Source organism: Stenotrophomonas sp. JAG2 (genome assembly GCF_041080745.1).
GTDB classification, from domain to species: domain Bacteria; phylum Pseudomonadota; class Gammaproteobacteria; order Xanthomonadales; family Xanthomonadaceae; genus Stenotrophomonas; species Stenotrophomonas maltophilia_AA.
Genome location: NZ_JBEUMH010000018.1, coordinates 22973 through 42846, shown reverse-complemented (window position 1 = coordinate 42846; position 19874 = coordinate 22973). Strand labels below are relative to the sequence as shown.

Below are 19874 nucleotides of genomic sequence, written 5' to 3'. Positions count from 1 at the left end.
GCCGCACTACGGGCTTTGCCTGATCACGCCGACGGTGACGCCGAACGACGGTATCCGGTCCCAGTGTTCGCGCGGGAAGGACGGTGACTCCACGCCCATGCCGATGTCATACCTCACGCCGTCCGGACCTTCGCGCCAGGCGTGCGGTTCGCTGCCCCAACCGCAACAGACGTACACCAGTGACGGCATGTCGAAGCGCTGCCGCAGATAGGCTTCCACCTCCGCGGCGGCAGCGCCGCTCACGGCGTAGCGGGCGGTCATCGGCTTGAGGTAGGAATCGTCGTCCTTGTCACAGCCCAGGTAGTGAAGGCTGTCCGGCTTGCGGCCCAGGGCCGCCAGGAAATCCTGGCACGGGGTGTCCGGTCGCGCCAAGCCTTCAGCGCGGCCGTGGGCCTCCCACTCGGCCATGGCGCCGAGCGGCGCCTTTACCTCGGAGTGAGCAATGGCGGCCAACGGCAACAGCATGCAAAGGAGGATGCCCTGTGTCCGCCCGCGTGTTGGTTTGCTCATGATCGAATTCGGCGGACGTCAACAACGGAGCGTCATCCTATTCGATCCACCAGGCGCATCGCATGTCACTTCGGCAGCGCGTAGGCGATCACGTAATCGCCCGCCGGGGTTTCCATGAAGTGGTGGCCGCCTGCCATGATGACCACGTACTGGCGCCCGCCGAACTCATAGATCATCGGGTTGGCCTGGCCGCCGGCCGGCAGCTTGGCGTGCCAGAGTTCCTTGCCGGTTTTCAGGTCGATCGCACGCAGCAGATCATCGGTCGCCGCGGCGATGAAGATCAGGCCGCTGGCAGTGACCACCGAGCCGCCGTTGTTCGGCGTGCCGATTTCGATCGGCAGGCCGGAGCGGATGCCGAAGGGGCCGTTGCCGCGGGCGCTGCCGAACGGGCGGTCCCACAGGGTCTTGCCGGTACGCATGTCGACGGCACGGATGCCACCGTACGGCGGTTCCTTGCACAGCAGTTTGGTGAACGGGAGGCGCCAGCCGGCGTTGACGTCGATGGCGTACGGCGTGCCCACCTGCGGATCGCCCGCACCTTCCGCGCCGCCCTTGTCGGCGGTCACGTCCTCGCGCGGCAGCCAACCCAGCTTGTCCGCCTTCTCGCGCGGCACCAGCCGGTTGTAATTGGGCATGTCGTTGTAGTTGGCCACGATCACGCCGCGACGCGGATCCACGGCCACGCTGCCCCAGTCCGAGCCGCCGTTGTAACCGGGATACTCGATGGAGTGACGGTCCGCGGTCGGCGGAGTGTAGAAACCTTCGTAACTGGCCTTGCGGAACTGGATGCGGCAGACCAGCTGATCGATCGGGGTCATGCCCCACATGTCGCGCTCGGTGAGGTCCGGCTTGCGCAGCGTGTGATACAGCGAGAACAGCTGGGTCGGGGAACGCTGCTCCGGCTCGACGCCGCCGGTCGGAACCTTGCGCTCTTCGGCCGGGGTCAGCAGCCTGCCGGTGCGGCGGTCGAGGATGTACATGTCGCCCTGCTTGGTCGGCAGCAGCAGCGCCGGGACTTTGCCGGCGGCGGTCGGGTAGTCGATCAGGGTCGCCTGCGAGCCCATGTCGTAGTCCCAGACATCCTTGCGCACGGCCTGGAAGTGCCAGGCCGGCTTGCCGGTGTTGACGTCGATGGCGACCAGCGACGTGGCGTATCTGTTTTCGTTCTCGGTGCGCGAGCCACTCCAGTAATCGCCGGCCGAGTTGCCCATCGGCAGGTAGACCAGGCCGAGTTCGTCGTCGCCGGTCGCGGTGGTCCACATGTTCGGGGTGCCGCGGGTATAGGTCTCACCCGCCGGCGGTGCGCCATTGCGTTCCGGGCGGACCATGTCCCAGGCCCAGCGCAGCTTGCCGGTGACGGCGTCGTAGGCCTGGATCACGCCGGAGGGCGCGTCGCGGCGCTGGCCATCCAGCACCTGGTGGCCGGTGACGATCACGCCCTGCACGATCGCCGGCGGCGAGGTGATGGAGACATAGCCGGCCGGGCTGTCGCCCATGCCGACGGTGATGTCGACCTGGCCGTTGTTGCCGAAGCCTGTGCACGGCTTGCCGGTCGCGGCGTCGACCGCGATCAGGCGGCCATCCAGGGTGCCTTCGATGATGCGGGCAGCGCAGGCGCCACGCGGCACCTGGGTCAGCACCGGCACGCCACTCGGGACGGCGAGATCCGCTGCGACGTCATTGAATGCAGCATCCTGCGCGGTGGCCGGCACTTCGTAATAGGAGACCCCACGGCAGGCCGCGGTGTACGGAATGGACTTGTCCTTGATCTTCGGGTTGTAGCGCCAGCGCTCGGTGCCGTCGGCTGCGTTGAGCGCGACCAGCTGGTTGCGGGCGGTGCACAGGTACAGGCTGTCGCCGACTTTCAGCGGCGTGGTTTCCGCGCCCCAGCGCTTCTCGGGCAGGTCACCGGTGCGGAACAACCAGGCCTGCTCAAGCTTGCCCACGTTGTCCGGGGTGATCTGCTGCAGTGGCGAGAAGCGCGTGGCGGCATTGTTGCGGCCATAGGCGGCCCAGTCGCCGTCGACCGGGCGGTCGGCCGGCTGCAGCGGCGCATCGGCGGTCGGTGTCAGGCCGGTGCTGGTCATCGGTTCGGGGAACGCGCCTTCGGCGGCGGTGACGCCGTGCGGAACGAAGGCCAAGGTGAAGGCGGCGACGAACACCAGGGCCAGCATGCCGGCGATCCCGCGCGAGACCTTGCGCGAGACCGGACGATCCAGTGTCGGCAGCAGCAGCGACAGCACGAAGCCGATCGCCACGATCAGGCCCAGGCGCGGCACCCACCGCCAGTAGTTGCTGCCCGACTCCCACCACGTCCACAGCAGGGTGCCGACGAACACCAGCGCGAACCACAGCGCACCGCTGTAGCGGCCCCGCCACAGCTGCACGCCGGAGACCAGCAGACCGACACCGGCCAGGACGTAGTACCAGGAACCACCGAGGCTGGCGAGCCAGGCGCCCCCTGCGGTGAATACAACGCCCAGCAACAGAATGACAATCGCCAGCACAGCCACCAGCCAATGGCGGGGGTGGAGGGTCTGCGTCGTGGTGGACATCGGTTTCTCCTGAAGCGCGAAGATCGCCGACGTTGCTGCCGGCCCCGCGGCTCTTATCCCACCGGGGTCGTGAACGTTGCGCGTTCTTTGCGGCGGTCGCCAACGTCGGCACAGCCAACGATGAAACCCGGCACGTCCCTGCCCTCAAACGAAAAACGCCGGCGTTTGCCGGCGTTCTCCGTGTGACTCCCGCGGGGTGGCTTACGCCTCCGGCGGTGCCACCACCGGGCTGGCCTCGACGGCCGCCGGTGCCTCTTCTTCCACACCCTCGTCCAGCGAGGCATCCATGCGTTCGACCGCCTGGAGCTTCTCTTCCTTGGACAGACGGATCAGGGTCACGCCCTGGGTGTTGCGGCCGACGCGCGAGATTTCCGAACCACGGGTACGCACCAGGGTGCCACCGTCGGAAATCAGCAGCACTTCGTCGCGCGGCCCCATCAGCACCGCACGCACCAGCTTGCCGTTGCGCTCGGTGGTCTGGATGCCGATCACGCCCTGCGTGCCACGGCCCTTGCGCGGGTAATCCGGCAGCGGAGTGCGCTTGCCGTAGCCGTTCTCGGTCGCGGTCAGGATGTAGAGCGCGTTGTCGTCGTCAGCCCCGTTCTCGATCACGGCATCGCCGCTGTCGATCACGGTCTCGTCGACCAGGCTCTCATCCTCGTTCTCGTCTTCGCTGCCGCCGGCACTCTCGGCCACGATCAGGCTGACCACTTCCTCGCCCTTGGGCATCTTGATGCCGCGCACGCCGGTCGCGGTACGGCCCATCGAGCGGACCTTGTCCTCACCGAAGCGCACGGTCTTGCCGTTGGAGGCGAACAGCAGGATGTCGCGCTCACCGTCGGTCAGGCCGACGCCGACCAGCGCATCGCCCTCATCGAGGTTGATCGCGATCTTGCCACGCGCCAGGCGGAAGGCGAACTCGCTGAGCGGGGTCTTCTTGACGGTACCGTTGCGGGTGGCGAAGAACACGAACTGGCCTTCGGCATACTCGCGTACCGGCAGTACCGCCTGGACCCGCTCACCGGCTTCCAGCGGAATCCAGTTGATGATCGGGCGGCCACGGGCATTGGACCCGGCTTCCGGCAGTTGATGCACCGGCAGCCAGAACACCTTGCCGGCGCTGGTGAAGGTCAGCAGCGTATCGTGCGTGTTGACCAGCCACAGCTGCTCGATGAAATCCTCTTCCTTGGTCGACGCCGCGCTGCGGCCACGGCCACCGCGGCGCTGGGCCCGGTAGGCACTGACCGGCTGGCGCTTGGCATAGCCGGCGTGCGACAGGGTGACCACCACGTCTTCCGGGGCGATCAGGTCGAGGATGTCCAGGTCTTCTTCGCTGTGGCGGATCTCGGTACGGCGGTCGTCGCCGAACTCGGTGCGCACGTTGATCAGCTCTTCGCGGATGACCTGCAGCAGACGGTCGGGATCTTCCAGGATTTCGATCAGCCCGGCGATCACTTCCAGCAGCTGCTTGTACTCGTCGGTCAGGCGGTCCTGCTCCAGCCCGGTCAGGCGGTGCAGGCGCATTTCCAGGATCTGGGTCGCCTGGATCTCGGTCAGCTGGTAGCCGCCCTCGAGCAGGCCCACACCCTTGGGCAGATCATCCGGACGCGAGGCTTCGGCGCCGGCGGCGCCCAGCATCGAGCCGACCAGGCCCGGCTCCCACAGGCGGGCGAGCATGCGTTCGCGCGCTTCGGTGGGGTTCGGCGAGGTCTTGATCAGTTCGATCATCTCGTCGATGTTGGCCAGCGCGACGGTCAGGCCTTCCAGCACGTGCGCACGCGCACGCGCCTTGCGCAGCTCGAACACGGTGCGGCGGGTGACCACTTCGCGGCGGTGGCGCACGAAGGCCTCGAGCATCTGCTTGAGGTTCATCAACTGCGGGCGGCCATCGACCAGCGCCACCATGTTGATGCCGAACACCGACTCCATCTGGGTCTGCTGGTAGAGGTTGTTCAACACAACTTCCGCCGACTCGCCACGCTTGATCTCGATGAAGATGCGCATACCGTCCTTGTCGGACTCATCGCGCAGTTCGCTGATGCCTTCGAGCTTCTTTTCCTTGACCAGCTCGGCGATCTTCTCGATCAACCGGGCCTTGTTCACCTGGTACGGGATTTCGGTGACGATGATCGATTCGCGACCGTTGTCAGCCACTTCGACCTCGGCCTTGGCGCGGATGCGCACACGGCCACGCCCGGTCCGGTACCCGGCGACGATGCCGGCGGTGCCGTTGATGATGCCCGCGGTCGGGAAGTCCGGACCCGGGATGTACTCCATCAGGCCGTCGACGTCGATCTCGGGGTTGTCGATCAGCGCGATGCAGGCGTTGATCGACTCGGTCAGGTTGTGCGGCGGGATGTTGGTCGCCATGCCCACCGCGATACCGGCCGAACCATTGACCAGCAGGTTCGGGAACCGGGTCGGCATGACCGTCGGCTCCAGTTCCTTTTCGTCGTAGTTCGGCTGGAAATCGACGGTTTCCTTGTCGATGTCCGCCATCAGCTCATGGGTGAGCCGCGACATGCGCGCTTCGGTGTATCGCATCGCAGCGGCGGAATCGCCGTCGACCGAGCCGAAGTTACCCTGGCCATCGACCAGCATGTAGCGCAGCGAGAACGGCTGCGCCAGACGCACCAGCGTGTCGTATACCGACTGATCGCCATGCGGATGGTACTTACCGATGACGTCACCGACGATACGGGCCGACTTGAAGTAAGGCTTGTTGCTGTGCGCGTTCAACTCACTCATCGCGAACAGCACGCGGCGATGCACCGGCTTGAGGCCATCGCGCGCATCCGGGAGTGCGCGCCCCACGATCACGCTCATCGCGTAATCGAGGTAACTCTTGCGCATCTCGTCTTCCAGGTTGACCTGGATGATTTCCTTGGCGGTTTCTGCCATTCGGGTTCCGTTGTCTGGTAGCGGTCCAGTCCGTCGCGGCCGCCCTTTCGGGGCGGTTGCGCCGGAATCTCGATTAACCGTTGGATTCTACCACAGCGGGCCGTTCTCCGCCTGCTTTTACGGGGGTTTTACCGGCAAGAATCAGGAACTTACGGGGGCGTTGCCGGGAGGCGACCCGCGCGACGCACCCCCGGGTAGGCCACGACCATTGGTCGTGGCACGCGTCGTGGCACGCGACGCGCCAGTCCTCAGCCGAAGGCGGCCTGCATATTGGCCACCGTCGGGTTCAGGATCACCCCGCGCTCGGTCACGATGGCATCGATCAGGCTGCCCGGGGTGACGTCGAAGACCGGGTTCCAGGCCGCGATGCCCTCGGCGACGGTGCGGGTGCCGCCCACGCCATAAAGCTCGCCCGGGTCACGCTGTTCGATCTCGATCTGCTCGCCATCGGCGGTGTCCATGTCCACCGTGGAGGACGGCGCCACGACCATGAACTTCACCCCGTGGTGGCGGGCGGCGATGGCCAGCTGGTAGGTGCCGATCTTGTTGGCGGTATCGCCGTTGGCGCAGATGCGATCCGCACCGACGATGACCCACTGCACCGCCCCGGTCTTCATCAGGTGCGAGGCCGCCGAGTCGGCGATCAGGGTGGCGTCGATGCCGTCCTGCTGCAGCTCCCAGACGGTCAGGCGCGCGCCCTGCAGCCACGGCCGGGTCTCGCCGGCGAACACGCGCGCGATACGGTGCTGGGCCATGCCCGCGCGGATCACGCCCAGCGCGGTACCGAAACCGGCGGTGGCCAGCGAGCCGGTGTTGCAATGCGTGAGCACCCCACTCCCTGCGTCGATCAGGCCGGCGCCCAGTGCGCCCATGTGGCGGTTGGCGGCAAGGTCTTCTTCGGCGATGGCCTGGGCCTCGGCGGCCAGCACCTGGCGCCAGTCGCCACCGGCCGGGGCCAGCGCGCGGCGCATCCGGGCCAGCGCCCAGGCCAGGTTCACCGCGGTCGGGCGCGAGGCGTTGAGCCGCTGCAGGGCCGGTTCGAGCTTCAGCAGGGCCTGCGCACCGTCATCGGCCTGGACCTCGTTGGCCGCCAGCACCACGCCCCAGGCGGCGGCGATGCCGATGGCGGGCGCGCCGCGCACGGTCAGCGCGTGAATGGCCTCGGCGACCGCGTCGCTGTTGCGGCACTCCACGTGCTCGACGATGAACGGCAGTTTGCGCTGGTCGAGCAGCTGCAGGCTCTCGCCGGTCCACAGGATCGGGCGGATATGGTCGTAGCGGGCGTAATCGATGTCGGTGGATGCGTTCATGCGGCCATTGTAACGGCGCACCGTTGCACGCGGAATCGGGCGCTCAGTTGACCGCGAATTCGGCGCGGCAGCCCTTGTCCACCCACACGCCGCGGCTGTCCCAGCCCCAGCTGCTGCCCTGCTCGCACGGGGTGCCGGACAGCTGCTTGTTGAGGGTGACGCCGTGGGTGATGCCTGCTCCGCAGAAGCGTCGCTGGCGCGACTTGGATTCACAGACGAGGATGCGCGGCACGTTGAGGAAGCCAGTGCCATCGGCGGCGCCGACTTCGAATTCGCCCTGGCAGCCACGGGTCACCCAGATTTCGTTGCGGCGGTAGCCCCAGCTGTGGCCTTCGCGGCAGGGCAACGAGGTGAGCTGGCGAAGCAGGCGGACCGGCGCCCCCTGCAGCACGACCGGACAGTTCTGCGGACGGCCATTGGATTCGCAGCGGACCACGCGGCGGGTGCGGCGTTCGCCATCGGCGCGCGGCGCGGCGGCCGCGGTCCGCGCGCGGAACTCGGCACGGCAGCCCAGGGTGACCCACACGCCGGAGCGGTCAGTGCCCCACTCCGAGCCACGCACGCAGCTGTTGTCGGACAGCTGGCGGATCAGATCCACGCCACCTTCGGTCGGCACATCGCAATGCACCCACTCCATGTCACGGGATTCGCAACGCACGACCTGGCCGGCATACCCGCCCGCCTGCGCCAAGGCCGTTTCGGGCATCAGCGCAGTCCACAGCAACACCGGCCACAGGGGCATGCCCGCGCCTACCAACAGCTTCATCAACACGATCCCCGCCACGCCTGAACGATCACATGACCACCTTCGGACATCCCGTGTGATCAGAGCATCATCATGCACCCCGTGCAAGACGCGGATGCGTCAAATACACCTCAGGCCCGGGCGAAATCGAAGGCCAGCACATCGGCGATCCGGCCGGTGCGGTTCATCGCCATCAACAGGCGATCCACGCCGACCGCGACGCCCGCGCAATCGGGCAGTGCCGGCAGGGCTGCCAGCAGGTGTTCATCCAGCGACGGCAGTACATCGCCACGTGCCGTGCGGATCGCATGGTCGCGCTCGAAGCGGGCACGTTGTTCAGCCGCATCGTTCAGCTCGTGATAGCCGTTGGCCAGCTCCACGCTGCCCAGGTAGAGCTCGAAGCGCTCCGCCAGCGGCGGCGTGCCCGGCCGGATCCTCGCCAACGCCGCCTGGGTCGCCGGCCAGTCATGGACCACCGTCATCGTGTCGTCACGGAAGTGCGGCTGGATGCAGTGGGTCATCAGCAGATCGAGCCAGTCATCGCGGGTCAATCCCTCGGCGGCGATGTGCACGGCGGACAACGGCGCCTGCAGCTGTTCCAGCGTCGCCTCGAACGGGTCCAGCCCGACATGCTGCTGGTAGAGCGCACGGTAATCGATCACCTGCAGCGTGGCCTCGCGCTGGACCAGCCGGAGTGCGTCGCGTACCAGGGTGGCGGTCTCGTCGATCAGACGGTGATGGTTCCAGCCCACCCGATACCACTCCAGCATGGTGAACTCGGGATTGTGGCGACCACCGGCCTCGCCGTTGCGGAACACGCGGCCCAGTTCGTAGCAGTCGCCCACCCCCGCGGCGAGCAGCCGCTTGAGCGGGAACTCCGGCGAAGTGCGCAGCCACCGCTGCGGCGTGCCTGCATCGACATGCCCGCTGAAACGGGTATGGAAGCTGTCGATGTTCGGCTCGGTGTTGCCAGCGGCGGACAGGATCGGCGTCTCCACCTCCAGTACGTCACGCGCGGCGAAGAAGCTGCGGATCAGCGCGTTGAGCGCGGCACGCTGGCGCAGCGCAGCGATCATGCGCGCGCGTCCTTCAGGCGCTGCGCAAGCGGCAGGGTCAGCAGGTCGCGGGTGTCATCGACATACCCGGTCGCAAGGTACAACCGGCGCGCGAGTTCGTTGTGGTGGTTCACTTCCAGCCGCATGCGCTCCACGCCGCGTGCGTTGGCACGCTGTTCCAGGATGGCCAGCGCCTGCTTGCCGCGGCCGCGGCCGCGTGCGGCATGGCTCAGGTACAGCTCGTCCAGCAGCGCGAAGTGGCCGCCCTGCTCCAGGCTGAAGCCCATCGCCAGCGCGCCGTAGCCGACCACGCTGCCCGCCTCATCCAGCCACAACAGCACTTCGCCGTTGCGCGGATCTTCCAGCAGCGACGCCAGGGCCCTGCGCACGCGGGTGTCGTCGAAATCGAGTTTGTCTTCCGCGTAGAAATCACGCATCAGCCCGATCAGCAGCTCGGTGTCGGCCACGGTGGCCAGGCGGAAATCGAGGGGGACGGTATGCATGCGGGTTCTCTTTGAAGGACGGATCGCGGGGCACGACGGCCCCGCGACAGATTCAGTGCTGCGCGAGGAAGGCCACCAGCTGGTCTTCGTCCCAGATCGGCACGCCCAGTTCCTGCGCCTTGGTCAGTTTGGAGCCCGCCTCGGCACCGGCGACCACGAAGGAGGTCTTCTTCGACACACTGCCGGCCACCTTGGCGCCCAGCGCTTCCAGCCGTGCCTTGGCCTCATCGCGATTCATCTGCGCCAGCGTGCCGGTCAGCACGGCGGTCTGACCCTCCAGCGGGCCCGCGGCCTGCTCGGCCTGTTCCGGCGCCAGGGCCAGCAGCTTCCGGCGGTAGTCCTCGGCCTTGAGCAGCATCGGGCCATGACCGTCGCTGTCCAACCAGTCAGCCAGGCCGAGCGCCACCTCGTTGGGCAATCCGGCCGCCACGAAACGCACCGGCTCGGCATCCAGCACCGAGGCCGCATCCGGCAGCATGGCGACCAGCTTCTCGGCGCGCAGGCGGGTTATGCCCGGAATCTCGGCTTCGACCAGCAGCTGCGCGAAATCCAGCCCCTCGCGCAGCTTGGCGATCGGCGGATGCACATCGCTGATGCGCACCTGACCGACCTGCAGCAGCGCATCGATCGCCTCCTGGTTGCCGGCCTGCTCGAAGAAGTGGCCGAGCGAGCGCGCAACTTCGCCGCCGATGTCCGGCACGCGCTTGAACAACGGCCACGGCAGATGGCGGATCAGCTCGAGATCACCGAACCAGGTCGCCAGGGCCTTGGCGGTGCTCTCGCCGACGTGCTCGATGCCCAGCGCGAACAGCAGGCGTTCCAGCGTGGTGGTGCGGCTGGCATCGATCGCGGCGATCAGGTTGTCGGCCCACTTGGTCGCGATCTTCTTCGTGTTCCAGGTGAACGTGGCCGGCATCGCCAGCGCCTGCGCGCGCCACGCCTCGTCGCTGCCGTCCAGCTTGAGCAGGCTGCGGAGGTATTCGCCACTGCCTTCCGGCGGCAGGTGCAGGCCGACCTGGCTGGCCAGCGCCTCGGGCGACTCGGCATCCAGCACCAGCTTGAGCTGCAGCAGCTGGTCGCGCTGCAGACGATACAGATCGGCCACACCGCGCACGATGCCGGCGTCGACCAGCGTCTCGATGTATTTGCCGCCCAGGCCATCGATATCCATCGCGCGACGCGAGGCAAAGTGCGCGATGGCTTCCTTGCGCTGCGCCGGGCAGCTCAGCTCACCCGAGCAGCGCCAGGCCGCCTCGCCTTCCTCGCGGACGATCTCCGAGCCGCATACCGGGCACTGCGACGGCATCTGCCACGGCCGGGTCCCGGCGGGGCGGCGGTCGGCGATCACGCTGACCACTTCGGGGATCACATCGCCGGCGCGACGCACGATCACCGTGTCACCCACGCGGACATCCAGGCGCGCGATCTGGTCGGCATTGTGCAGCGTCGCGTTGGAGACGATCACCCCCGCCACCGCGACCGGCGCCAGGCGCGCGACCGGCGTCGCCGCGCCGGTGCGCCCGATCTGGATTTCAATCGCCTCCACCGTGGTGGTCTGTTCCTGCGCCGGGAACTTGTGCGCGATCGCCCAGCGCGGCGCACGGGCGACGAAGCCCATCTGTTCCTGGCCGGCGCGATCGTCGAGCTTGTAGACCACGCCGTCGATATCGAACGCCAACCCATCGCGGCGCTCACCGATGTCACGGTAATAGGCAAGCAGTCCCTCCGCGCCTTCCACCACCTGGCACAGATCGCTGACCGGGAAGCCCCACTCGCGCAGCTGGGCCAGCGTGGCCGAATGCGTGGCCGGCAGTTCACCGCCGTCGACCTGGCCGATGCCATAGGCGTAGAAACTGAGCTTCCGCTTGGCGCTCATCTTCGGATCAAGCTGGCGCAGCGACCCGGCAGCGGCGTTGCGCGGATTGGCCAGCACCTTGCCGTCATGCAGGCGTGCATCGGCGTTGTAGGCCTCGAAATCGGCACGGGCCATGTAGACCTCGCCACGCACTTCCAGCACGTCGGGCCAACCGGCGCCTTTCAAGGTCTGCGGGATCACGGCGATCTGGCGCAGGTTCGCACTGACGTCTTCGCCGGTGGCGCCATCGCCCCGCGTCGCGCCCTGCACGAACCGGCCGTTCTCGTAGCGCAGGCTGATCGCCAGGCCATCGAGCTTGGGTTCGGCGGAGAAATACAGCGTGCTGCGGCGCAGGCGCTCGCCGATGCGGCGCACGAAATCCTGCACTTCCTCATCGTTGAAGGCGTTGCCCAGCGACAGCATCGGCACCGCATGGCGGACCTCGGCGAAGCGCGAGGACGCCTTGCCACCGACCTGCCGGGTCGGAGAATCGGCGCGGGCGAGTTCCGGGTGCGCCTGCTCGATCGCTTCCAGCTCACGCACCAGCAGGTCGTACTCGACGTCGGGGATCAGCTGCTCGTCGCGCTCGTGGTATGCCTTGCCGGCATCCTCGATCTGGCGGCGCAGGACGTCGGCACGTGCGGCGGGACTGGGGGTCATGCGGAATGCAATCCTGGTGGGGCATTCAATTTTACCCCTCCCCCCGCGCCTGCGCGCGGTGAAGAACGCTTGCCGCCGCTCCGCAGGGGCGCTAGCGTGCGCCGAACCCCTCGTTTCCGGTGTCCCGTGACCCCTGCCCTCGCCGCGTCCCGTCGCTCCTTCCTGCAGCTGGCCGGTACCGGCCTGGCGTTGTCCGGCCTCGGCATGGTGCCCACGTCGGCCGCACCTGCGCGCGCCCTTCCGCACGCCGGCGGACCGGTGCTGCTCAACTTCAACGAATGCCCGTACGGGCCATCGCCCGCCGCGCAGGCAGCGGCACGCGACATCGTCGCCAGCAGCGGGCGCTATCTGTTCGGCCTGGCCGGCGAACTGCGCGACCTGTTCGCCCAGCAGGAAGGCCTCGGCAAGGAGCACGTGCGGCTGTATCCGGGCTCGAGCGAGCCACTGAACCGGGCGGCGGTGCTGTGGACCTCGCCCGCTGCGGGGCTGGTCGTTGCCGATCCCACCTTCGAGGCACTGGGCGATCTCGCCGCCGCGCGGGGCGCGACCGTGGCCAAGGTTCCGTTGCGCGCCGATGGTGCACACGACGTGCAGGCGATGGCGGCGGCAGCCGCGAAGGTCGATGCCGGCCTGCTGTACCTGTGCAACCCCAACAATCCCACCGGCTCGATCACTCCGGCGGCCGACATCACCTGGCTGCTCGCCCACAAGCCGGCGAAGACCCGGGTGCTGGTGGATGAGGCCTACCTGCAGTACAGCGAGCAGCGCTCGGTGATCGGCCAGGTGATGCAGCGCGACGATGTGATCGTGCTGCGCACCTTCTCCAAGCTCTACGGCATGGCCGGCCTGCGCCTGGGCGTGGCCGCGGCGCATCCGGACCGCTTGAAGGAACTGGCCAGCCTGGGCGACAACCCGCTGCCGGTGACCGCGATGGCGGCAGGGCTGGCGAGCCTGCGCGAGCCCGGGCTGGTCGCGCAGCGCAAGGCGGACAATGCGCTGGTGCGGCAGAACACCGTCCGCTGGCTGGGCCAGCGCGGCTTTGCGTGCGTGCCTTCGGAGGCGAACTGTTTCGTGGTCGACGTGCAGCGCGACGGCGCCGCGTTCTCCGCTGCCATGGCCGCGCGCGGCGTGGTGATCGGCCGAAGCTGGCCGATCTGGTCGCAGCGGGTGCGGGTGACAGTGGGGACCGAGGCCGAGATGGCGCGGTTCCGTGAGACGTTCGAGGCGGTGGTCAGCGAAAACGGCTAGGCCCGACCGTTGCGTGTCGGCCGGTGTGCGTATCGACCAACGGTCGATACCTACCGGTGCTGCTCCACGTCCCCGCCAAGCCGCGCTGGGTTCACCAACGCGGGGCTTTGGTCAGCGGCGGGGCCTGGTGCTGGCGGTCGTAGGCGCGCAGCTCATCGCGGATGTGCGCGATGCGCTGGCGGCCCAGGGCGTTGCGGCTGTCATCGAGCACCACGCCATCGAGCAGCTCGCCCATGCGCTGCACGGTCGGCAGCATCTTCTCCCAGGCATCCAGCGCGGTCAGCGGCGCCGGCAAGGTCAGGAAGAAGGCGATCGCCGGCGTTTCCATCTCGCGGATGTTGGCCATGTCGAAACTGCCCGGCTTCATGATGCTGGCCATCGAGAAGATCGGGCCGCGCTCGGGGTGGCCTTCGACCAGGCGGTGGAAGACATTCATGTGGCCGAACACCAGGCCGGTCTTTTCGGCCGCGACCACGATGTCTTCGCCCCGCAGCTGCTCACCCGCGCGGGCGGCAACGAACAGCGAGACGATCTTGTCGAAATCCTGGGTGGTGCGCTTGCCCAGGTCGCTGGCCGGACCGGCATCCACCTCGGGCAGGCCGAGTTCGGGCTGGGTCACGCCGTCTTCACCCACCACGGGCGCAGCGCCGTCGGCCGGGCTTTCGCCGTCGCCCAGCACGGGTTCGCGGCGCTGGCCGTTGGCGCCTTCGGCACCCTCGACGCGGCGGCCCTGCACTTTCTTTTTCGGACGGCCAAACAGGAAGATCGCAGCGATCAACAGCAGGCCGGCGGCCAGGATGCCGATGCGGAGCAGTGCCATGTCGGACATTCGGGAGGTTCTCCGGCTAAATCATTCAGGTACTTAAGGATGGCACGTCACGCCGCGCCCGCCAATCGTGCGGCTTCCTCCAGGTCGACACTGACCAGTCGGCTGACGCCCGGTTCGCGCATGGTCACGCCGGACAGCTGGTGCGCAGCTTCCATCGTGGCCTTGTTGTGGCTCACAAACAGGAACTGAACCTTCTCGCTCATTTCCTTGACCATGTTGGCCAGGCGGCCGACGTTGGCTTCGTCCAACGGCGCGTCCACCTCGTCCAGCAGGCAGAACGGGGCCGGGTTGAGCTGGAAGATCGCAAACACCAGCGCCACCGCGGTCATCGCCTTCTCGCCACCGGACAGCAGCGAGATGCTCGAAACCCGCTTGCCCGGCGGCCGCGCCATGATCGCAACACCGGTGTCGAGCAGGTCTTCACCTGTCAGTTCCAGGTACGCGTGGCCGCCACCGAACAGGCGCGGATACAGCTGCTGCACGCCGGCGTTGACGCGATCGAAGGTGTCCTTGAAGCGGCCGCGGGTCTCGCGGTCGATCTTGCGGATCGCGTCTTCCAGCGTTTCCAGCGCGGTGGTGAGGTCGGTGTTCTGCGCGTCCAGATACTCCGAACGCTGCGAGGCCTCGCCGTATTCCTGGATGGCGGCCAGGTTGACCGGCTCCAGGCGGCGCATGCGGCCATCGATCTGGTGCACGGCCTGCTCCCAGTCGGTGACGCGCGCATCCTCGGGGAGGCCATTGATCACGTCCTGCAGCACGAAGCCGGCTTTCTCCACCGAGGCCGACAGCTGGTCGGCACTGAGCACCAGCGCCTGCTGGTCGAGCTTGCGCTGGGAAATCCGCTCGCGCTGCGCCAGCGCCTGTTCGTCGCGCTGGTGGCGGGTCTGTTCGAACGTACGCAGTTCGGCATCGATGCCGTCCAGCAGGGTGCGGGCCTCACCCAGCACGCGGTCGGCGCGCACGCGCTCGCCCAGTGCGTTCTGGTGTTCGGCTTCCAGCGTCTTGACCGGGGAATCGCCTTCGTCGAGCTGCGAATGCAGTTCGCCCAGGCGGGTATCCAGCTGCCCGCGCTGCGTGCTCATGCGCTCCAGCGCCTGGCTGAGCGAGGCCATCTGCGCGCGTTGCGATTCCAGGGTCAAGGCCAGCGAATGCGCCGCCTCGCGCACGTTGCGCGCCTGGTCGCGGGCCTGGTCGCGAGCATCGGTGAGCTGGCGCCGCTCGCCTTCCAGCGCGGCCCGGACCGATTCCAGATCGCCCATGCTGGTGACCGCGTCGTCCAGGCGCGAGCGTGCTTCGCGCACCTGCTCACGACCGGCATCCAGCGTTTCCAGCAGCTGCACCAGTTCGCCTTCGATGCGATCGATGCGGGTGCGCGCGGCTTCCACCTTGCCCTGCTGGCTCTGCAGCTGCCCACCCAGCTCGGAGACGCTGCGGTGGGCCAGATACAACTGGCGCTGCGCGTCCTCGCGCTGCTGCTCGCCGGCCAGCAACTGGTCGCGGAAGCCGGCCAACTGCTGCTCCAGCGCCGCTTCGCGGTCCTGCAGGGTTTCAATCTGCTCGCGCAGGGTGACGATCTCGCGCTCACGCAGCAGCGCGCCCTGCTTGGCCGCGCCGGAGCGCGACACCCGCACCCAGCCCTCGCCCAGGCGCTCACCGCCACGGGTGATGACCGAATCGCCCTCGCCGAGCGTTGCCTGCAGCGCACGCGCCGCCTCGAGATCCTCGGCGGCATGCAGGCGCGCGAGCAGGCGGCGGATCGCGGTCGGGCCCTGCACTTTCGCGGCCAGCGAGGTCGGCGCGACGGTCAGCGCGTCCTGCTCGGCCGAGACCAGCGCGATACGGCCTTCGCCGAGTTCGCCCAGCGCGTCCACCAGCGATTCGGGGGCATCGACCAGCACGCCTTCGATCAGCTGACCGAGCGCGCTTTCCACGGCGTTTTCCCAGCCACTTTCCACGGTCAGACGTTCGCCGACGCGCGCGCCCGAATCCAGCCCGCGTGCCTTCAGCCACGCCACGGCAGCGCCCTGCTCCTGGCCCAGTGCGGCCTGCTGCAGGGTTTCCAGCGACGACAGCCGGCCGCGTGCGGCCTGGGCCTGCTTGCGGATCTCGGCCAGCTCGGTCTGCCCGGTGCGCTGGCGATCCTGCAGCCCGGCCACGGCAATTTTTCGTTCTTCGACCTGCTCGTTGAGCACATCCAGCGAGGCTTTCTGGGTCTCGTGCTGGATATGCAGCTCCTCGAACACCTCGGCGAGCGCGTCCAGGTCCAGCCCGGCGCGTTCGGCCTGCAGCGATTCGCGGCGACGGTCCGCCTCGAGCACCTGGCGGTCCAGATAATCCACGCGGGTGCGTTCGACTTCGCCGGCACGCGACGCCTCGGAGGTGCTGCGGGTATGGCTTTCCCACCGCTGCTGCCAATCGGCCAGACGGGCCTCGGCATCGCGCAGGGCTTCCTGCTTGATTTCGTTTTCTTCCTGCAGCTGCTCCAGGCGCGGCTCGGCATCGTCCACCGCCTCGCGCAGCACCATCAGCTTGGCCTCATCGCCGCTGATGTGCTGACCCAGATCGGCCAGCGCCTGCTGTGCTTCATCGCGCGCCTTGTTGAGTCGCTGCGACATTTCGCGCTGGTGCTGGATCTGCTGCTCCAGGCGCGCCAGCGTGCTGCCGACCTGGTAGACCTCGGCCTGGGCGGTGTTGAGCGCATCGGACGCTTCTTCGCGGCGCAGCCGGCTGGTTTCGATCCGGGCCTCGGCATCGCGCTGCTCGGCGATCAGCTGCTGCAGGCGGGTTTCTTCGCGCGACAGCGCTTCGCGCAGTCCGCCGAGGCGGCCGTCCAGACCGCGGTATTCCAGCGCCTTCCACTCGGCATCCTTGACCTTGCGCTCTTCCTGCAGCGCCTGGTACTGCTCGGCCTGCCGCGCTTGGCGCTTGAGGTGCTCGAGCTGCTTGCCGATTTCCTCGCGCAGGTCGCCGAGACGATCCAGGTTCTCGCGGGTATGTCGGATGCGGGTCTCGGTTTCCTTGCGGCGTTCTTTGTACTTGGAGATGCCGGCAGCTTCTTCGAGGTACACACGCAGGTCTTCGGGGCGGGCCTCGATGATCTTGCTGATCATGCCCTGCTCGATGATCGAGTAGCTGCGCGGCCCCAGGCCGGTACCCAGGAACAGATCGGTGATGTCGCGCCGGCGGCACTTGGTGCCGTTGAGGTAGTAGTTGCTGCTGCCGTCGCGGCTGACGGTGCGCTTGACCGAGATCTCGTTGAACGAGGCGTATTCGCCGGTGATGGTGTGATCGGTGTTGTCGAAGATCAGTTCGACGACGGCCTGCGAGACGGGCTTGCGGGCGGAGGAGCCGGAGAAGATGACGTCGGTCAGCGAGTCGCCGCGCAGGCGGCTGGCGGAGCTTTCGCCCATGACCCAGCGCACGGCGTCGATGATGTTCGATTTGCCACAGCCATTGGGGCCCACCACGCCGGTCATGTTGGTCGGCAGGTGCAGCGTGGTCGGATCGACGAAGGATTTGAATCCGGACAGCTTGATCGTGGACAGACGCATGGCGTGATGGTTTTCCGGGCGAAGGCCTGAAGCGACCCCCACCATGGTGGATTACGGAGCGGATTTACCCTTCAAGCCATTGATGTTGCAGGGTTTCAATGGCCCCGGGGGCGACGCGATAGCCTGAGTATAACGGGGCGGGTGTTCAGCGGGCTGCGGGGGGTGGAGCTGGTGGCAGCTGGAGCTGGGGCCAACGCCGAAGCGGAAGCCGAAGCCGAAGCCGAAGCCGAAGCCACATTTTCGGGTAACCCGAGGCGGGACGGCGTGGGTGGGGTCGCGGGACCCGCCGTGAACCCGTCCATGGGGGCTCGTAATGCGCCATCCATGGCGCCTTACGGTCCCGCCACCCCACCCACGCCATCCCGTAGACAGAGGGCTGGTGTGCGGGCGAACAGCCGAAGCGGAACAGCCCGGACCGGACCCAAGCTGGCTGAGCTGGCCGAGCTGACCCGCCATCGCCGACGCGCCGGAACGGGGGTAAAGCCACGCCATGCGTGGCTGGGGCGGTACCTGGAACCCAAAGCATCCACGCATGGCGTGGATCTACCCAAGCCGGCCGTCTATCACCCCAATGGCGCAGACCCCACGCGCCCTGGAACGCTGAGGTTGCCCTGCCCTCCCACCGCGGCAACCAAGGCGCGAAGCCGTTGCCGTTGCCACAAACAAAAACGGGCACCCTCGCGGGCGCCCGTTTCAGTGACTCCAGCCTTTCGGCAGGGATCAGGCCTTTTCGGCTTCCACAACCACCTTGACGGTGGTTTCGACGTCGGCGTGCAGGTGAACGGTCACCTCGTACTCGCCCACGTTGCGGAACGCGCCTTCGCCCAGGATCACTTCGCTCTTTTCCAGCGGCAGGCCGGCAGCGGTGAAGGCTTCGGCGATATCGCGCGGGCCGACCGAACCGTACAGCTTGCCTTCGGTCGAAGCGTTCGCAGCGATCGTGACGCTCTTGCCTTCCAGCTGCGCCTTGCGGGCTTCGGCGTCAGCGTGGATCGACTGGGCCTTGGCTTCGTAATCAGCGCGCTTGGCTTCGAACTCAGCCACGTTGGTCGCGGTGGCCGGAACGGCCTTGCCGGTCGGGACGAGGAAGTTGCGGCCGTAGCCCGGCTTCACGTCGACCAGATCGCCCAGACCGCCGAGGTTGGTGACCTTCTGAAGAAGAATCAGCTTCATGGTGTAGCTCCAAATATGTATTCGTTAGCGAGGCTCAGGCCCCGCAGCGGATGGCTGTCCGAATATCCGAACGGCAGACCTGGAAACCGCCCGACGCCATGCAGCGCGGGCGGCCAGATCCGCGAAAGCGGCGACCGCAAGGCCGCCTGCCTTCATCAGACGTCGTGGTTGTCGGTGTACGGAATCAGGGCCAGGAAACGGGCGCGCTTGACGGCCGTTGCCAGCTGGCGCTGGTACTTCGACTTGGTACCGGTCACGCGGCTCGGCACGATCTTGCCGTTCTCGGTGAGGTACTGGCGCAGGGTGTTGAGATCCTTGTAATCGATCTCCTTGACACCTTCGGCCGTGAACTTGCAGAACTTGCGACGACGGAAGAACTTGGACATGTCAGTGCTCCTTAAGCGGCCGAAGCGGCGTCTTCGCCGGCATCGGTGTCAGCGGCGGCGGGGGTGGTTTCACCTTCTTCGTCATCACGACGACGACGCTCGCCACGCTCGGGCTTGTCACCCTTCTCGTCCTTGCTCTTCATGATCAGCGACTGCTCGGTGTCAGCTTCGTCACGCTTGATGACGAGGTTGCGCAGCACGGCGTCGTTGAAGCGGAAGCTTTCCACCAGCTCGCTCAGCACGGCCTGGTCGCACTCGATGTTGAGCATGACGTAGTGGGCCTTCACCAGGTTCTGGATCGGGTAAGCCAGCTGACGACGGCCCCAATCTTCCAGACGGTGGATGGTGCCGTTGCCGTTCTCGACCAGCGCCTTGTAGCGCTCGATCATGGCCGGGACCTGTTCGCTCTGGTCCGGATGGACCAGGAACACGACTTCGTAATGACGACTCATGTGTTTTTACCTTTCGGATGTGGCCCTTTGAGGGCCGGACAGCCCCCCGCAGGTGAACGCGGTGGGGCAAGGGTCCTGCCCGGAATCAGGCAGGAAGCCGCGCATTGTGGCAGCAGAAGGGGTTACAGGCAAGCCGGGCGG

Annotated in this window: 14 protein-coding genes; 1 reads left to right on the top strand and 13 read right to left on the bottom strand. The window is 67.3% G+C overall.

Going from position 1 to position 19874, the window contains the following annotated elements:
• Nucleotides 1-6: 6 nt before the first annotated feature.
• The 8 genes from AB9O74_RS17535 to ligA all read right to left on the bottom strand — a co-directional run bounded on the left by AB9O74_RS17535 (nucleotide 7) and on the right by ligA (nucleotide 12094).
• Complete coding sequence (locus AB9O74_RS17535; protein ID WP_369350072.1) at nucleotides 7-510, bottom strand: DUF4952 domain-containing protein; 504 nt, start codon at nucleotides 508-510, stop codon at nucleotides 7-9.
• Between the two features lie 65 nt (nucleotides 511-575).
• Nucleotides 576-3065: a membrane-bound PQQ-dependent dehydrogenase, glucose/quinate/shikimate family gene (locus AB9O74_RS17530; protein WP_369350071.1), complete on the bottom strand. Its 2490-nt coding sequence runs from the start codon at nucleotides 3063-3065 to the stop codon at nucleotides 576-578.
• Nucleotides 3066-3266: 201 nt separating this feature from the next.
• Complete coding sequence (gene gyrA, locus AB9O74_RS17525) at nucleotides 3267-5966, bottom strand: DNA gyrase subunit A (RefSeq protein WP_346490330.1); 2700 nt, start codon at nucleotides 5964-5966, stop codon at nucleotides 3267-3269.
• 248 nt (nucleotides 5967-6214) lie between these two features.
• Nucleotides 6215-7276 carry an S-methyl-5-thioribose-1-phosphate isomerase gene (mtnA, locus tag AB9O74_RS17520; RefSeq protein ID WP_369350070.1) on the bottom strand — a complete coding sequence of 354 codons (1062 nt, stop codon included), beginning with the start codon at nucleotides 7274-7276 and terminating at the stop codon, nucleotides 6215-6217.
• A 43-nt stretch (nucleotides 7277-7319) separates the two neighbouring features.
• A complete protein-coding gene (locus AB9O74_RS17515; RefSeq protein WP_346477669.1) occupies nucleotides 7320-8042 on the bottom strand; it encodes a DUF3011 domain-containing protein in 723 nt (240 codons plus the stop codon).
• Nucleotides 8043-8152: 110 nt separating this feature from the next.
• Nucleotides 8153-9097: an EF-P lysine aminoacylase EpmA gene (gene epmA, locus AB9O74_RS17510; RefSeq protein WP_369350069.1), complete on the bottom strand. Its 945-nt coding sequence runs from the start codon at nucleotides 9095-9097 to the stop codon at nucleotides 8153-8155.
• Nucleotides 9094-9579, bottom strand: coding sequence for an N-acetyltransferase family protein (locus AB9O74_RS17505; RefSeq protein ID WP_369350068.1), 486 nt, complete (start codon nucleotides 9577-9579; stop codon nucleotides 9094-9096). Before AB9O74_RS17505 ends, epmA begins: the two co-directional genes overlap by 4 nt.
• A 52-nt stretch (nucleotides 9580-9631) precedes the next feature.
• On the bottom strand, nucleotides 9632-12094 hold the full coding sequence (gene ligA, locus AB9O74_RS17500) for an NAD-dependent DNA ligase LigA (protein ID WP_369350067.1): 2463 nt from the start codon (nucleotides 12092-12094) through the stop codon (nucleotides 9632-9634).
• Nucleotides 12095-12220: 126 nt separating this feature from the next.
• Between ligA and AB9O74_RS17495 the strand changes: the two genes are divergently transcribed.
• The gene (locus AB9O74_RS17495; protein ID WP_369350066.1) at nucleotides 12221-13342 is read left to right on the top strand and encodes a pyridoxal phosphate-dependent aminotransferase; all 1122 of its coding nucleotides are present in this window, start codon (nucleotides 12221-12223) and stop codon (nucleotides 13340-13342) included.
• Between the two features lie 91 nt (nucleotides 13343-13433).
• Here AB9O74_RS17495 and zipA read toward each other — a convergent pair whose 3' ends face one another.
• The 5 genes from zipA to rpsF all read right to left on the bottom strand — a co-directional run bounded on the left by zipA (nucleotide 13434) and on the right by rpsF (nucleotide 19733).
• Nucleotides 13434-14171: a cell division protein ZipA gene (zipA, locus tag AB9O74_RS17490; protein WP_179458572.1), complete on the bottom strand. Its 738-nt coding sequence runs from the start codon at nucleotides 14169-14171 to the stop codon at nucleotides 13434-13436.
• A 47-nt stretch (nucleotides 14172-14218) separates the two neighbouring features.
• Entirely contained in the window at nucleotides 14219-17722 is a 3504-nt protein-coding gene (gene smc / locus AB9O74_RS17485) for a chromosome segregation protein SMC (RefSeq protein ID WP_354273448.1), read from the bottom strand.
• 720 nt (nucleotides 17723-18442) lie between these two features.
• Complete coding sequence (gene rplI / locus AB9O74_RS17480; protein WP_019184347.1) at nucleotides 18443-18895, bottom strand: 50S ribosomal protein L9; 453 nt, start codon at nucleotides 18893-18895, stop codon at nucleotides 18443-18445.
• A gap of 155 nt (nucleotides 18896-19050) precedes the next feature.
• Nucleotides 19051-19281 (bottom strand): 30S ribosomal protein S18, encoded by a 231-nt coding sequence (gene rpsR, locus AB9O74_RS17475; protein ID WP_002804494.1) that lies wholly within the window; start codon nucleotides 19279-19281, stop codon nucleotides 19051-19053.
• Between the two features lie 11 nt (nucleotides 19282-19292).
• Nucleotides 19293-19733, bottom strand: coding sequence for a 30S ribosomal protein S6 (gene rpsF / locus AB9O74_RS17470; RefSeq protein WP_019184348.1), 441 nt, complete (start codon nucleotides 19731-19733; stop codon nucleotides 19293-19295).
• Nucleotides 19734-19874: the final 141 nt, after the last annotated feature.